The following is a 14038-nucleotide window of genomic DNA, read 5'->3' as shown; positions in this document are numbered from 1 at the left end:
AGGGGAAATGCTAATGTCGCGGCCGAGGACCCCACCATGAAATTGCTGCTTGTCGAAGACGATCCCGCCATGCAAACCACGCTGCAACGCGCCCTGAGCCGGCGCGGCTTCGCCGTGCAGGCCTGTGGCGACGGCCGCGTGGCCCTGCAGAGCTGGCTGGACGCGCCGCCCGACGTGGTCATGCTCGACCTGTCGCTGCCGGGCATGGACGGCCTGCAGGTGCTCGATGCGGCACGCCGGCAAGGCCTGCGCACCCCGGTGCTGATCCTCACCGCGCGCGGCACGGTGGGCGACCGCATCCTCGGCCTGAACGCCGGCGCCGACGACTACCTGCCCAAGCCTTTCGACCTGGAAGAACTCGAAGCGCGGCTGCGCGCCCTGGTGCGGCGCAGCACGAGCCTGGCACTGGAGGCCGAGACGCTGCCGGGCCCAAGCGCTTTGCTGGTGGGCGAACTGCGCTGCGAAAAAGATAGCGGCGCCATCTACTTCCGCGACCAGGTCCTGGAACTCAGCCCGCGCGAGCTGGCGCTGCTGCAGACGCTGATGGCCAAGCCCGGCCATGCGGTCACCAAGGAACGGCTTTTCGAACTGGTGTTCCCCGGCGAGCAGGACGTGCAGTACGAGGCCATCGAGGTGGTGGTCTACCGGCTGCGCAAGAAGCTCGCCCACACCGGCGTCACGCTGATGACGCTACGCGGCCTCGGCTATCTGCTGAAGGCCAATGAATGAAGCAAGGCCGGGCCCGTATCGGCGGCGTGCGCCGGCGCGATGGTTCTTCCGGCCAGGTCGAGGCCTTGTCACTGCGGCGCTACCTGCTGCTGGGCATCCTGGTGCCGGTGATCCTGTTCGTCGGCATCAATGCCTTCAGCGTGTACGAGCAGGCCAAGCGCGCGGTCGACATCGCCTACGACCGCTCGCTGCTGGCCTCGGCCAAATCGATCGGCGAGCAGCTCGACGTGACCGGCTACGACAAGCTCTCGGTGCTGCGCGCCACCGTGCCCTACGCCGCGCTCGAAGCCTTCGAGGCCGACAACGAAAGCCGCATGTACTACCGCGTGTCCAGTCTCGACGGGGAGATGGTCTCGGGCTTTGCCGAGCTGCCGTTCTGGCGCGGCCGCATTCCGCAGCAACCGGCCTATTCGGCGCTGGTTGACTTCTACAACGGCGAGTTCCGCGGCGAGCCGGTGCGCGTGGCCGTACTGCTGCAGCCGGTGGCCAGCGCCAACGGCCGCGGCATGGCCGTGGTGCAGGTGGCCGAGACGCTGGCGCTGCGCCAGACGCTGGCCCGGCAGATCCTGCTCGACACGCTGTGGCGCCAGGCGGCACTGGTGCTGCTGATCGCGCTGGTGGTGGTGATCGTGGTGCAGCGCGCCACCAGGCCGGTGCGCCGCCTCAGCGAGGAACTGCAGAGCCGCGCCGAGGGCGACCTGACCCGCCTCGCCGCGCGCGACGCGCCGCGTGAACTGCTGCCGCTGGTGGACGCCACCAACGACGTGATGCAGCGGCTGCAGCGCCTGCTCGACCACCAGAAGCGCTTCGTGCGGGACGCCGCCCACCAGTTGCGCACACCGCTTGCCGTGCTCAAGACCCAGGTGCAGTCGGCCCTGCGCGACGATGTGGCGCCACGCCAGGCGCTCTCGGAGATCAACGACACCGTGGACCGCGCCACGGCCCTGGCCAACCAGATGCTGAACCTGGCCAAGGTCGAGCAACTGCGCCTGCAGGCCGACGCGCCGGTGCTGGACTGGTCGGCCGTGGTGCGCGAAGTGGCCATCGATCTTTCGCCGCTGCTGGCCGAGAAGGACATCGATTTCGAGATCGCCACCCGGCCCGCGCCGGTGCGCGCCCACGACTGGATGCTGCGCGAACTCGCGCGCAACCTGATCCACAACGCGATCAAGCACACGCCGCAAGGCGGCCTGCTGTCGGTGGACGTGGGTGCCGATGGCGACGGCGTCGGCCTGGCCGTTACCGACAGCGGGCCCGGCATCACGGCCGAGCTGGCCCAGCGCCTGTTCCAGCCGTTTTCGGCGGGCGACGTGCGCCACGGCTCCGGCCTGGGCCTGGCCATCTGTTTCGAGATCGTGCAGGCGCTGGGCGGCCGCATCGCGCTCGACAACCGCGAAGACCATGGCCGCATCGCGGGCCTGCAGGCGCGGGTTGACCTGCCCGCGCCGGCGATCGGTCAGAATCAGCCCTGATGGAAAAAATCAGAATCGACAAATGGCTCTGGGCCGCGCGCTTCTACAAGACCCGCACCCTGGCCACCGAGGAGATCGGCAAGGGCCGGGTCCAGGTGAATGGACAGGACGTGAAGCCGGCGCGCGAGGTGCATGCGGGTGAACTCGTCACACTGCGCCAGGGCCCGAGCATCCGCACCGTGACGGTTCGCGGCATCAGCGGCTCGCGCGGACCGGCGCCGGTGGCGCAGGCGCTCTACGAGGAAACGCCTGACAGCCTGGCCGCCCGCACCAAAGCCGCCGAGCAACGCCGGCTGGCGCCAGAGCCCGCGCTCAGCATCGACCGCGGCCGGCCCACCAAGCGCCAGCGGCGCGAGTTGGACAACGCCGGCGACCCGTGGGGCCAGCGCTGGAGCGCGTCGATCAAGGATTGAGGCGTCGGCCGACCTGCGGTTCGCCGTTCTCCACTTCGCCACTTCCCCGCTCCGCGCGGACGGCGATGAATGCGGTCATTGGCCCACCATGTTGCCCGGCACGACCCACTGGTCGAACTGCTCTCCCGTCACATGTCCCGAGGCCACGGCCGCCTCGCGCAGGCTGCTACCTTCCTTGTGCGCCTTCTTCGCAATGAATGCGGCCTTGTCGTAGCCGATGTGGGTGTTGAGCGCCGTCACCAGCATCAGCGAGCGGTCCACCAGTTCGGTGATGCGCTCACGGTTGGGCTCGATGCCGACGGCGCAGTGGTCGTTGAAGCTCACCATGCCGTCGGCCAGCAGGCGCACGCTCTGCAGGAAGTTGTGCGCCACCATGGGGCGGAACACGTTGAGCTCGAAATTGCCCGAGGCACCGCCGAAGTTGATGGCCACGTCGTTGCCGAAGACCTGCGCGGCCAGCATGGTGACGGCCTCGCTCTGCGTCGGGTTGACCTTGCCGGGCATGATCGAAGAGCCGGGCTCGTTCTCGGGAATGCTGAGTTCGCCGATGCCGCTGCGCGGGCCGCTGGCGAGCCAGCGCACGTCGTTGGCGATCTTCATCATGCTGGCGGCCAGCGTCTTCAGGGCGCCGTGGGCGTGCACCAGCGCATCGCAGCTGGCCAAGGCCTCGAACTTGTTCGGCGCGGTGACGAAAGGCAGGCCGGTCAGGCGCGCGAGTTCGGCCGCGGCCTGTTCGGCATACCCTTTGGGCGCGTTCAGGCCGGTGCCCACGGCGGTGCCGCCGAGTGCCAGCTCGCACAGATGCGGCAAGGCCGCGCGCACATGTTTTTCGCCGTGGTCAAGTTGGGCCACGTAGCCCGAGAATTCCTGGCCCAGCGTGAGCGGCGTGGCATCCTGCAGGTGGGTACGGCCGATCTTCACGATGCCGTCGAAATCTTTGGCCTTCTGCGCCAGCGTGCCGCGCAGCTTGGCGATCGCCGGCAGTAGCCGGTTGGTCAGTGCCTCGACCGCGGCGACGTGCATGGCGGTGGGAAACACGTCGTTGCTCGACTGGCTGCGGTTGACGTCGTCGTTCGGATGCACCAGCCGGCCTTCGCCGCGTTCGCCGCCGAGCAACTCACTCGCGCGGTTGGCCAGCACCTCGTTGACGTTCATGTTGCTCTGCGTGCCCGAGCCGGTCTGCCACACCACCAGGGGGAATTCGGTCGGATGCTGGCCGGCGATGACTTCGTCGGCCGCGTCGACGATGGCCTGGGTCTTCTTCGCATCCTGCAGGCCCAGCGCCCGGTTGACCACGGCGGAAGCGCGTTTCACCTGGGCCAGCGCCTTGATGATCTCGCGCGGCTGCCGTTCGCCGGAGATGTCGAAGTTCTGCAGCGAGCGCTGCGTCTGCGCGCCCCACAGCTGGTGGGCCGGGACTTCGATCGGGCCGAAGGTGTCGCGCTCGACGCGGGTGTTCGTACGGGTGGTCATGGAATGTGCCTGCTTCTGAGTGAGCCGCAAATAATAGCAATTCTCAACTTCGCCCGGTCCGCACCGCGGGAAAGCCCATGCTGCGGGCGCGCCGCGCGAAATCGGCGCCCGCTGACCCGAAATCGTGCCCGTCGGATACGACAATACGCCCACTCCAATCCAACCTGAGACCCTTCCCATGCAACTCATCCACAGGATCGCCGCTTCGCTCGGCTTCGTCGCCATCGCCCTCGGCACCGCCGGCAGTGCACAGGCGCAGAACAAGGAGCTGATCGTCGGCTCCAGCGCCACCTACCGGCCGTTCGCCTACGAAAGCCCGACCAAGGAGATCGTCGGCTACGACGTGGACATCATCAAGGCCGTGGCGCAGAAGGCCGGCCTGTCGATCAAGATCGTCAACACGCCCTTCACCGGCATCTTCGCGGCGCTGAACAACGGCGACGTGGACCTGGTCATCTCGGGCGTGACGATCAACGACAAGCGCAAGCAGTCCTATGACTTCACCATGCCTTACTTCGAGGCCCGCCAGCTGATCGCGGTGCCGCAGACCAGCACCGCCAAGTCGCTGAAGGACCTGGCCGGCAAGAAGATCGGCGTGGTCACCGGCAGCAGCGGCGACGACACCGCGTCGCGCGAATTCGGCAAGACGAACCCCGACATCCGCCGCTTCGAAAGCACGCCGGTGGTGATTGCCGAACTGGCCAACAGCGGCCTGGATGCCGCCATCGGCGACAACGGCGTGATCGCCTTCCGCGTGCAGGAACACAAGCAGTTGAAGACGGTGAACGACCCGGCCTTCCCCAAGGAATATTTCGGCATCGTGGTCAAGCAGGGCAACAAGGCGCTGCTGGACAAGCTGAACGCCGGGCTGGCCGCCATCAAGGCCGACGGCAGCTATGCCGCCATCTACAAGAAGTGGTTCCAGGGCGACGCGCCCGTGTTGCCGGCGCAATAACGGCGCAATGGAACCCATCCTCTGGTTCGGCTGGTTCCGCGCCGACATCATTGCGGAATACGCCGAGCTGTTCTGGCGCGGCCTGCAGATGACCATCGCGGTCACGTTGATCTGCATCGTCCAGGGCACCTGCCTGGGCCTGGCGATCGGCATGGCGCGGGTGGCCGAGGCACGCCACGCACCGGCACGCCAGCTCTGCAAATACCTGCTGCGCTGGCCTTCCACGGTCTACGTGAGCTTCTTCCGCGGCACGCCGCTGTTCGTGCAGATCCTGCTGATCCACTTCGCGGTGCTGCCGCTGTTCATCAACCCGGCGGACGGCCTGCTGATCTCGGGCGATACCGCGCGCAGCATCAAGCAGAACTACGGCGCCTTTGTCTCGGGCATCGTGGCGCTCACCCTGAACGCCGGCGCCTACATCTCCGAGATCTTCCGCGCCGGCATCCAGTCCATCGACAAGGGCCAGGTGGAGGCGTCGCGCTCGCTGGGCATGTCGTTTCGCCGCACCATGTTCCACGTGGTGCTGCCGCAGGCGTTTCGCCGCATGCTGCCGCCGCTGGGCAACAACGCCATCTCCCTGCTGAAGGACTCGTCGCTGATCTCCGCCATCGGCCTGGCCGAGCTGGCCTATGCCGCGCGCACCGTGGCCGGCGCCTATTCGCGTTACTGGGAGCCGTACCTGACCATTTCCCTGATGTACTGGATGCTGACGCTGGGCCTGGCCTACGGCATCAAAAAACTGGAGACCCGTTATGGCCGTGGTGATTCGCGTTGAAGGCCTGACCAAGCGGTTCGGCGCCGCGCCGGTGTTGCGCGGCATCGACTGCGAGATCGACGCCTCCGAAGTGGTGTGCGTGATCGGTCCGTCCGGCTCGGGCAAGAGCACCTTCCTGCGCTGCCTGAACGCGCTGGAAGAGGCATCCGGCGGCACGGTGCTGGTCAACGGTGTGTCGGTGCTTGATCCCAAGACCGACATCGACGCCTTGCGCGCCGAAATCGGCATGGTGTTCCAGCGCTTCAACCTGTTTCCGCACAAGACCGTGCTGGAGAACATTACCCTCGCGCCGAGCAAGGTGCGCAAGCTCGGCGACGCCGAGGCGCGCGCGCGTGCCAGCGCACTGCTGTCGAAGGTGGGCCTGCTCGACAAGATCGACGCCTACCCCAACCAGCTCTCCGGCGGCCAGCAGCAGCGCGTGGCGATCGCCCGCGCGCTCGCCATGCAACCGCGCATCATGCTGTTCGACGAGCCGACTTCCGCGCTCGATCCGGAAATGGTGGGAGAGGTGCTAGCCGTGATGCAGGCGCTGGCGGAGGAAGGCATGACGATGGTGGTCGTCACCCACGAGATGGGCTTCGCGCGGCAGGTGGCCGACCGCGTGCTGTTCCTGGACGAAGGCCTGGTGGTCGAGCAGGGCACGCCAAGCGCGCTGTTCGACAGCCCGAAGGAAGAACGCACGCGCCGCTTCCTGAGCAAGATCCTGTAGCCAGGGGTCAGCCGCCTTTAGCAGACCGTGCGAGCGACCGGGGCAACGAGCGCGCATGGCCCGGGGCGACGTCGGCCGCGGCATCCAGCCGGAAGCGCGACACCGCCACCACCAACTGCTGCGCCTGGTCATTCAGGCTGGAGGCCGCCGCAGCGGTTTGCGCCGCCACGCTCCACGCGCTGCACGCTTTCCATGATCAAGGCCTGGATCTGTTTCGCCGCCTCCGCGCTGCGCTGGGCCAGACTGCGCACTTCGCTGGCCACGACGGCACGGCCACGCCCCTGCTCGCCGGCTCACGCTGCCTCCACCGCAGCATTCAGTGCGAGGATGTTCGTCTGGAAGGCGATGCCGTCGATGACACCGATGATGTCGGCAATCTGTGTGGAGCTCTCGTCGATCTCGCGCATCGTGGCAACCACCTGTTGCACCACTTCACCGCCGCGTGCTGCCATGGCCGACGCCTCGGTCGCGAGCAGATTGCCTTCTCGTGCGCTGTCGGCGTTGTGCTGCACCGTGCCACCCAGTTCTTCCATCGAGGCCGCGGTCTGCTGCAGCGCGCTGGCTTGCGATTCGGTGCGCGCGCTGAGGTCGTTGTTGGCCGTCGCGATCTCTGCCGAGGCCAGCGACACCGGTCCGACACCGGCCCTGACCGACAGCACCAGTTCGCGCAACCCCTGCTGCATGGTATGCATCGAACGCAGCATCTGTCCGGCCTCGTCCTGTCCTTCGGCCACCACCGCCTGGCTCAGGTCGGCCTCTGCGATCAGGTTCGCGGAAGCGACTGCCGCGGAGACCGGGCGAACGATCGAAAGCGAGTCCGCGACGCAAGCAAGATGCCGGCAGCCAGACACACCAGGCCGAGGCAGATCACCCGGCGCACGGCCTCCGAGATCTGGCTTTGAACGGCGGCACCACGGTCGCGGGCTTGCCGGCGCTGCGACTCGTTCAAGGCGTCGACATGGCCTTGCAGCCCGTCGATGGCCGGCAGGGGTTCCATCTTCAACGTCTGCGCGGCGGTATCGCGCTGTCCTTCACCCAACTGCTGCGCCACGCGGGTGAACGAAGCTACGTAGCGGCCGCGCGCGGCCTTCAGTTCCGCAAGCACGGCCTTGTCCGCGTCGGAATCGACCAGCCGATCGAGTTCGTTCAGCGCGTCGGTGATGGTGGCCTTGTTCTGGTCGATGACGCCCAGGATGCGGCTCCTTTCTTCCGGCGTGGTCACGAAGAAGAGTTCCATGGTCCGGCGCGCATTGGCGCGCGTCGTGCCATTGATCGGCGCAGCCGCCTCGGCCGCACCCAGGCCCGATTCACGATGTCGTCGGTGTTCGCGCCCGCCCTCCTCATGTCGCTGATGGAAACCAGCACAATGCCGCCCAATAGCCGCAGAATCAGCCCAAAGGCCAGCCTCAACCGGGTGCCGACGCGGATGTTGGTGAAAGAGAAGGTCATAACGCTCCAAGAAGTAGGCCGGCGAGACATCGGTTGGCGCCGATGGGGTCACAAAACAAGAAAGGCGTGCCCAGCCTGCCTCCGTCCGAACGGGGGAAACTTGGGAACGCCTTTGTTCATCAGATCGGCGTCCCCTCACGACAGTGCCGATGGCCACCCATGCGGGATGGCCAATGCACCACCATCGATCGGCCGTTGCTTCGGCACGTGCGAAAACAGGCAACCGGCACCATGGAGGGGCTGCGGTCAATCGAGCTTGAAGCCGTCCACCACCGTCTGCAGCTCCTGCGTCTGCACCGCCAGCGCCGTGGCCGCCGATGCCGCCTCCTCCACCAGCGCCGCGTTCTGCTGCGTGGCCGATTCCATCTGCACCACGGCCTGGTTCACGTGTTCGATGCCCTGGCTCTGCTGTGCGGTCGCGTCGGAAATCTCGCCGAGCATGGCGCTGACGCCCTGCACCGAATGCACGATGTCGTGCATGGTGCGCCCGGCCTGCTCGACCAGCGTTGAGCCACTTTCCACCTGCTGAACCGAATCGCCGATCAGGCCCTTGATCTCCTTCGCGGCATCCGCGCTGCGCTGGGCCAGGCTGCGGACCTCGGCGGCGACCACGGCGAAGCCACGGCCCTGCTCGCCGGCGCGCGCGGCTTCGACCGCGGCGTTCAGCGCCAGGATGTTGGTCTGGAAGGCGATGCCTTCGATGACTTCGATGATGTCGACGATGCGCCTGGAGCTGGCGCTGATGGCGGTCATCGTCGACACCACCTCGCCCACCACCGCGCCGCCGCGTTCGGCCACGCCTGCGGCATTGACCGCCAGCCCGCTGGCCGAGCGCGCGCGGTCCGCCGTCTGCTTCACCGTGGCGGTGAGTTGCTCCATGCTCGAGGCGGTCTGTTCCAGCGCGTGCGCCTGCGCCTCGGTGCGCTGCGACAGGTTCGTGTTGCCCGCGGCGATGTCCTTCGAGGCGACGGTGATGGTGTCGGTCGACGACTTGATGCGGCCGACCACGTCGGTCAGTGTGTCCTCCATGGTGCCCAGCGCGGCCAGCAGCCGGCCGAATTCGCCGCCGCGTTCGGTGGCGAAGTCCTGGCTCAGGTCGCCGGCGGCCACCGTCTCGGCGATATAGATGGCCTCGTCGAGCGGGTGCACGATGCTGCGCACCAGGCCGTAGACGAACAGCGCGCAGGTCAGCAGCGCCAGAGCGCCGATGGCCAGCATCTCGAGACGCGCGGCCGAGATGCGGTCCTCCTCGAGCCGGATGCGGTCTGCGGCGAGGCGTTTTTCCAGGCTGGCAAACGCCGTCGCATGGCCCTGCAACGTGGTCAGCGCGGGCAAGGTTTCAGCGAGCATCGCCTTCGCCGCGGCATCGCGGCCGTCGGCCTGCGACAGGCGCTGCCCCAGCCTGGTCAGCGAAGCGTCATACGCGGCATGCGCCGCCCTCAGCTGGCCGTACAGCGCCTTCTCGGGCTCGGACATCGGCGCGCTCGACAGCAGACCCATGGCGTCGTCCAGCGCCCTGCGTTCGGTGGGCAGACCGGCCGGGCCAGCCGAAGCCTCGGGGCCAAGCAACTGGCCCATCACCCGCTCGGAGGCCATCCGGCTGGCGCCGGCGATGGCACTGGCCGCATCGGCCTTGGCCCAGTTCTGCTCCACGATTTCGCGCTGCGCGTCGTCCAGGCTCGCCAGGCGGGTCAGGCCGATCGCGATGAGCATCGCCATGAGCAGGAACATGCAACCGAAGCCCGCGCTCAGCCGTGTGCTGACCTTCAGATTGGCAAATGACATGACGGAAACGTCTCCTGTTGATTCTTAGTTACAAAATGATTCAGTCGATTATGCAGTGTCGTATGCGCATCTGCACACAAGAACGGTCGCATCCGCAATCGAATTGGCCGGAAGGCGGCATGCCCCGGCGATAATTAGGGGTTTTCCATCACAAAACTCCACGACGAACCATGACCACGTACATCAAGCAGGAAGATCTGATCGAATCGGTCGCAGCGGCGCTGCAGTACATCAGCTACTACCATCCCACCGACTACATCGCCCACCTGGCCCGTGCCTATGCGCGCGAGCAGAGCCCGGCGGCCAAGGACGCGATCGCGCAGATCCTGACCAACAGCAAGATGAGCGCGACCGGACAACGGCCGATCTGCCAGGACACCGGCATCGTCAACGTGTTCCTGAAAGTGGGCATGGACGTGCGTTTCGACGGCTTCAGCGCCGGCCTGGAAGACACGATCAACGAAGGCGTGCGCCGCGGCTACAACCATCCGGACAACACGCTGCGTGCATCGGTGGTGGCCGACCCCGAATTCGACCGCAAGAACACCAAGGACAACACGCCCGCGGTGATCTTCACGCAGATCGTGCCCGGCGACAAACTGGACATCACCGTGGCGGCCAAGGGCGGCGGCAGCGAGAACAAGAGCAAGATGATCATGCTCAACCCCGGCGACTCCGTGGTCGACTGGGTGCTCAAGACCGTGCCCACCATGGGCGCCGGTTGGTGCCCGCCGGGCATGCTCGGCATCGGCATCGGCGGCACGGCCGAGAAGGCGGTGCTGCTGGCCAAGGAAAGCCTGATGGACGACCTCGACATGTACGAGCTACAGGCCAAGTCGTCGCGTGGCGAGAAGCTGGACCGCGTCGAAGAGATGCGGCTCGAGCTGTACCACAAGGTCAATGCCCTGGGCATCGGCGCGCAGGGCCTGGGCGGCCTGACCACCGTGCTCGACGTGAAGATCAAGATGTACCCCACACATGCCGCGAGCAAGCCTGTGGCCATGATCCCGAACTGCGCGGCCACGCGTCACGCGCACTTCGTGATGGATGGCTCCGGCCCGGTCTACCTCGACCCGCCGAGCCTGGACCTGTGGCCCAACGTGAACTGGACGCCCGACTACAACAAGAGCCGGCGCGTCGACCTCGACAGCCTGACCAAGGCCGAGGTGGCGAGCTGGAAGCCGGGTGACACGCTGCTGCTGAACGGCAAGATGCTCACCGGCCGCGATGCCGCGCACAAGCGCATCAAGGACATGCTGGCCAAGGGCGAGAAGCTGCCGGTGGACTTCACCAACCGCGTGATCTACTACGTCGGACCGGTCGACCCCGTGAAGGACGAGGCCGTCGGCCCGGCCGGCCCGACCACCGCCACCCGCATGGACGGCTTCACCGAGATGATGCTGGCCGAGACCGGCCTGATCTCGATGATCGGCAAGTCCGAGCGCGGCCCGGTGGCCATCGAGGCCATCAAGAAGCACAAGAGCGCGTATCTGATGGCCGTGGGCGGCGCCGCCTACCTGGTCAGCAAGGCCATCAAGAAGGCCAAGGTGGTGGGCTTCGCCGACCTCGGCATGGAAGCCATCTACGAGTTCGACGTGGTGGACATGCCGGTCACCGTGGCGGTGGACGCGGGCGGCACCAGCGCCCACAACACCGGCCCGGCCGAATGGAAGCAGCGCATCGCCACCGGCGAGTTCAAGGGCATCGAGCTGGCCTCGGCCTGAACCCGGCGAAACCGCCGAGCCACCGTCATGCAGCCCATTGGCATCTTCGACAGCGGCATCGGCGGACTGAGCGTGCTGCGCGCCTTGCGCGACGAACTGCCGCGCGAAGACATGGTCTACCTCGCCGACAGCGCCCACGCGCCCTATGGCGAACGTGCGGAAGCCTTCGTGGTGCAGCGAGCCCTGTCGGTGGCGAACCGGCTGCGGCTGCAGCACGGCATCAAGGCACTGGTGGTGGCCTGCAACACCGCCACGGCCGCGGCGATCCACGCGCTGCGTGCCGCCCATCCGGACCTGCCCATCGTCGGCATGGAGCCGGCGCTGAAACCGGCCGCCCGCCAGAGCCGCACGCGACGCATCGGCGTCATGGCCACCCGCGGCACGCTGGCCAGCACCCGTTTCCAGATCCTGCTGGACTCGCTCGCCGGCGAGGCCGAATTCGTGCTGCAGGCCTGCGACGGCCTGGCGCAGGCGATCGAGACGGATGACCCGCGCCGGACCGCCGAACTCTGCACGCAACATGCCGCCGCGATGGGCCGCTTCGGCACACAGGCCGGCGAGATCGACACGCTGGTGCTGGGTTGCACGCACTATCCCTTCGCCCGCGCGCACCTGGAGAAGCTGCTTGGCCACGAGGTGCACCTGATCGACACCGGTGCGCCCGTCGCCAGGCAGACCCGCAACCTGCTGCAGGCGCACGGCGCGCTGGCCCAGCCGCCGCGCGAGGCCGGCGCGCTGGTGCTGCTGAGCACCGGCGACGGGGCACGGCTTCACGCCGCCGCCCGTCGCTGGCTCGGAATCGACGGTGAGGTGGCAGCGACCTGAGGCTCATCAGACCGCGTCGGCGCGCAGGCGCGGTGGGCCATGCAGCGGCGTCGCCCTTGAAGCGGGCCACCACGACGGCGCCGAAGCGACCATGCGGATCGCGGCCGACCGGGGTGCACGGGCCGTGCGCAATGGCTGCCGCCCTGGACCGCTCATTAAAATCCTGCGCAAGAAAGCCGCCGCTCCGCCCTGTGTGGACACCCGACCGCCATGCAGAAGAACACCCTACAGCACAAGTTTCCAACCCGATTTTTCTCCGCGGAAAAAGTGCTCATCGCCAGCGGTGGGGTGGGCGTGGCGGCGATCCTGGTCATCGTCGGCCTGCTGCTGTCCACGCTGCGCGACGACGCCACCCTGGCCGCCCAGCGGTCGGCCTCCAACCTGATCCAGCTGATCGAGGCGGACATCCGCCGCAACACCGAGCTGTACGACCTGGCGATCCAGGGCGTCATCGCCGCCGAAAAAATCCCGCGAGCGCCCGACCTGCCGCCCGAGACCGAGCACGCCCTGAAATTCGCGCGCGTGGCCACGACCCGCTTCATGGGCGGCCTGCTGCGCCTGAACGCCACGGGCGACGTGATCGCGGACTCCGCCTATCCGGTGCCGCGCCAGCGCAACTTCGCGGATCGCGACTACTTTCTCAAACACCGGAACGACACCGACCTGGGCTTGCAGATCGGCCGCCCGATCAGGGGCCGCATGAACGACCAGGACTGGCGCATCACCTTCAGCCGCCGGGTGTCCGATACCAAGGGCCGTTTCGACGGCATCATCGTCGGCGGCATGCGCGTGGCCTATTTCGACCAGCTGTTCGCGCCGCTGCAGATCGGCGCCAAGGGGGCGATCAATCTCCTGCGCACAGACGGCATCCTGATGGCACGCCGCGGCCCGAGCGGCGAGCCGGTGCCGGTGGGGCAGGACTTCAGCCAGTACCCCAATTTCCAGCGCATTCTGCGAGAGGGCGAAGGCAGTTTCCTGGGACAGTCGAACCTGGACCGACAGGGGCGGTTCTATACGTTTGCGCGGCTGGGCGACCTGCCCTTGATCCTCGTCGTGGCGCTGTCGGCCGACGAAGCCTATGCCCAATGGAGCCGTGCCGCCACGGTGATCGGCGCCATGACCCTGGCCTTGTGCCTGGGTGTGATCGGCGTGGTCTGGCTGATGTTGCGCGAGTTGCAGCAGCGGCGCGCCAACGAAAGGAAGCTGACGGCGCTGTCATTGACAGACGGGTTGACCGGCCTGGCCAACCGCCGCCATCTGGACGAGGTGCTGGAGAGTCAGAGCCGGCTTTCGGCCCGCAACACGGCGCCGCTGTCGCTGCTGATGATCGACGTCGATCACTTCAAGGCGTTCAACGACCGTTATGGTCACCGCAGCGGCGATCTGGTGCTGTCGCGGCTTGCACGCGTCATCCAGGGCGTGCTGCATCGCCCTTGCGACCTGGCGGCACGTTATGGCGGTGAAGAGTTTGCGGTAGTGCTGCCGGACACCGATGCCCAGGGTGCGATGCAGGTGGCCGAGGGCATCCGCGCCGCCGTCGAGGCGCATCCAGCCGGCGCCCCGGGCGAGACGTCGAATACCGTCAGCATCGGCGTGGCCTCACGCATCCTGGCGCAGGAGATCAGCATCGATCAATTCGTCAAGGAAGCGGACGATGCACTGTATGCCGCCAAGCGCGCGGGCCGCAACCGCGTGGCGATGGCCGGCCCTGCGTAACGCCCGGCGCCTC

Annotated in this window: 13 protein-coding genes and 1 pseudogene; 9 read left to right on the top strand and 5 right to left on the bottom strand. The window is 67.2% G+C overall.

Annotated features, from left to right (window positions below):
* The first annotated feature begins 36 nt into the window (after positions 1–36).
* From RD110_RS11600 to RD110_RS11590, 3 genes are read left to right on the top strand one after another with little or no spacing between them, the layout of a single operon-like run.
* Entirely contained in the window at positions 37–729 is a 693-nt protein-coding gene (locus RD110_RS11600) for a response regulator (RefSeq protein ID WP_076199603.1), read from the top strand.
* A complete protein-coding gene (locus RD110_RS11595) occupies positions 726–2201 on the top strand; it encodes a sensor histidine kinase (RefSeq protein WP_083686222.1) in 1476 nt (491 codons plus the stop codon). The genes RD110_RS11600 and RD110_RS11595 overlap by 4 nt, the downstream gene beginning before the upstream one ends.
* Positions 2201–2614, top strand: a complete 414-nt coding sequence (locus RD110_RS11590) for an RNA-binding S4 domain-containing protein (protein WP_076199601.1) — start codon at positions 2201–2203, stop codon at positions 2612–2614. The genes RD110_RS11595 and RD110_RS11590 overlap by 1 nt, the downstream gene beginning before the upstream one ends.
* A 75-nt stretch (positions 2615–2689) precedes the next feature.
* On the opposite strand, the gene fumC is transcribed toward RD110_RS11590, so the two are convergent.
* The gene (gene fumC / locus RD110_RS11585; RefSeq protein ID WP_076199599.1) at positions 2690–4087 is read right to left on the bottom strand and encodes a class II fumarate hydratase; all 1398 of its coding nucleotides are present in this window, start codon (positions 4085–4087) and stop codon (positions 2690–2692) included.
* A gap of 178 nt (positions 4088–4265) precedes the next feature.
* On the opposite strand from fumC, the gene RD110_RS11580 reads away from it, so the two are divergent.
* Genes RD110_RS11580 through RD110_RS11570 form a run of 3 tightly spaced genes read left to right on the top strand, consistent with a single transcriptional unit; the run spans position 4266 to position 6526 of the window.
* Complete coding sequence (locus RD110_RS11580; RefSeq protein ID WP_076199597.1) at positions 4266–5042, top strand: basic amino acid ABC transporter substrate-binding protein; 777 nt, start codon at positions 4266–4268, stop codon at positions 5040–5042.
* A 7-nt stretch (positions 5043–5049) separates the two neighbouring features.
* Positions 5050–5817 (top strand): amino acid ABC transporter permease, encoded by a 768-nt coding sequence (locus tag RD110_RS11575; RefSeq protein WP_076199595.1) that lies wholly within the window; start codon positions 5050–5052, stop codon positions 5815–5817.
* On the top strand, positions 5804–6526 hold the full coding sequence (locus RD110_RS11570) for an amino acid ABC transporter ATP-binding protein (protein ID WP_076204827.1): 723 nt from the start codon (positions 5804–5806) through the stop codon (positions 6524–6526). Before RD110_RS11575 ends, RD110_RS11570 begins: the two co-directional genes overlap by 14 nt.
* Before the next feature lie 164 nt (positions 6527–6690).
* Here RD110_RS11570 and RD110_RS27455 read toward each other — a convergent pair.
* From RD110_RS27455 to RD110_RS11550, 4 genes and pseudogenes are all read right to left on the bottom strand, one after another.
* A pseudogene (locus RD110_RS27455) lies at positions 6691–7335 on the bottom strand (methyl-accepting chemotaxis protein); the annotation flags it as partial.
* The gene (locus RD110_RS27450; RefSeq protein ID WP_083686221.1) at positions 7290–7763 is read right to left on the bottom strand and encodes an MCP four helix bundle domain-containing protein; all 474 of its coding nucleotides are present in this window, start codon (positions 7761–7763) and stop codon (positions 7290–7292) included. The pseudogene RD110_RS27455 and the gene RD110_RS27450, both read right to left, overlap by 46 nt.
* Positions 7745–7975: an MCP four helix bundle domain-containing protein gene (locus RD110_RS28555; protein WP_239467220.1), complete on the bottom strand. Its 231-nt coding sequence runs from the start codon at positions 7973–7975 to the stop codon at positions 7745–7747. Before RD110_RS28555 ends, RD110_RS27450 begins: the two co-directional genes overlap by 19 nt.
* 246 nt (positions 7976–8221) lie before the next feature.
* Positions 8222–9760, bottom strand: coding sequence for a methyl-accepting chemotaxis protein (locus RD110_RS11550; protein ID WP_076199589.1), 1539 nt, complete (start codon positions 9758–9760; stop codon positions 8222–8224).
* A gap of 170 nt (positions 9761–9930) precedes the next feature.
* Between RD110_RS11550 and RD110_RS11545 the strand changes: the two genes are divergently transcribed.
* From RD110_RS11545 to RD110_RS11535, 3 genes are all read left to right on the top strand, one after another.
* Positions 9931–11484: a fumarate hydratase gene (locus RD110_RS11545; protein WP_076199587.1), complete on the top strand. Its 1554-nt coding sequence runs from the start codon at positions 9931–9933 to the stop codon at positions 11482–11484.
* Positions 11485–11511: 27 nt separating this feature from the next.
* Positions 11512–12309 (top strand): glutamate racemase, encoded by a 798-nt coding sequence (gene murI, locus RD110_RS11540; RefSeq protein ID WP_076199585.1) that lies wholly within the window; start codon positions 11512–11514, stop codon positions 12307–12309.
* A gap of 210 nt (positions 12310–12519) precedes the next feature.
* Positions 12520–14025, top strand: coding sequence for a sensor domain-containing diguanylate cyclase (locus RD110_RS11535; protein WP_076199583.1), 1506 nt, complete (start codon positions 12520–12522; stop codon positions 14023–14025).
* The last annotated feature ends 13 nt before the right edge of the window (positions 14026–14038 follow it).

It is taken from the genome of Rhodoferax koreense (genome assembly GCF_001955695.1).
In the GTDB taxonomy this organism is placed as follows: domain Bacteria; phylum Pseudomonadota; class Gammaproteobacteria; order Burkholderiales; family Burkholderiaceae_C; genus Rhodoferax_B; species Rhodoferax_B koreensis.
This window is presented reverse-complemented; position numbering and strand designations above follow the sequence as displayed.

Coding starts and splice junctions, on each gene's coding strand:
- murI (WP_076199585.1), top strand. CDS start 11,512: ATGCAGCCCATTGGCATCTTCGACAGCGGCATCGGCGGACTGAGCGTG.
- RD110_RS11595 (WP_083686222.1), top strand. CDS start 726: ATGAAGCAAGGCCGGGCCCGTATCGGCGGCGTGCGCCGGCGCGATGGT.
- RD110_RS11545 (WP_076199587.1), top strand. CDS start 9,931: ATGACCACGTACATCAAGCAGGAAGATCTGATCGAATCGGTCGCAGCG.
- RD110_RS28555 (WP_239467220.1), bottom strand. CDS start 7,975: ATGACCTTCTCTTTCACCAACATCCGCGTCGGCACCCGGTTGAGGCTG.
- RD110_RS11590 (WP_076199601.1), top strand. CDS start 2,201: ATGGAAAAAATCAGAATCGACAAATGGCTCTGGGCCGCGCGCTTCTAC.
- fumC (WP_076199599.1), bottom strand. CDS start 4,087: ATGACCACCCGTACGAACACCCGCGTCGAGCGCGACACCTTCGGCCCG.
- RD110_RS11580 (WP_076199597.1), top strand. CDS start 4,266: ATGCAACTCATCCACAGGATCGCCGCTTCGCTCGGCTTCGTCGCCATC.
- RD110_RS11600 (WP_076199603.1), top strand. CDS start 37: ATGAAATTGCTGCTTGTCGAAGACGATCCCGCCATGCAAACCACGCTG.
- RD110_RS11550 (WP_076199589.1), bottom strand. CDS start 9,760: ATGTCATTTGCCAATCTGAAGGTCAGCACACGGCTGAGCGCGGGCTTC.
- RD110_RS11535 (WP_076199583.1), top strand. CDS start 12,520: ATGCAGAAGAACACCCTACAGCACAAGTTTCCAACCCGATTTTTCTCC.
- RD110_RS27450 (WP_083686221.1), bottom strand. CDS start 7,763: ATGGAACTCTTCTTCGTGACCACGCCGGAAGAAAGGAGCCGCATCCTG.
- RD110_RS11575 (WP_076199595.1), top strand. CDS start 5,050: ATGGAACCCATCCTCTGGTTCGGCTGGTTCCGCGCCGACATCATTGCG.